The organism is Skermanella sp., assembly GCF_059503625.1.
Window position 1 is genome coordinate 1 of sequence record NZ_JCACHA010000233.1, and the last position, 253, is coordinate 253.

1 pseudogene is annotated in these 253 nt (G+C 47.8%); it reads left to right on the forward strand.

Annotated features, from left to right (window positions below):
- Positions 1 to 240: pseudogene (locus tag AC5JJ6_RS05715) on the forward strand (hypothetical protein); the annotation flags it as partial.
- Positions 241 to 253: the final 13 nt, after the last annotated feature.

The following is a 253-nucleotide window of genomic DNA, read 5'->3' on the forward strand; positions in this document are numbered from 1 at the left end:
ATAGCTTTCCTCCACATCGACTGCGATCTTTACTCCTCCACGAAGTGCATCTTTCAGCATTTAGGCGGCAGACTGGTGCCTGGATCCATAATCGTCTTTGACGAGTTTTTCAATTATCCCGGCTGGGAGGAGCATGAATTCAGGGCATTCTCGGAGTTTGCAGCGACACGTTCCATAAACCACAAGTACCTAGCTTACAATAGCCAGCATGAGCAGGTCGCCCTTTGTGTAGTTGCTTGAAATGATCGAGTTT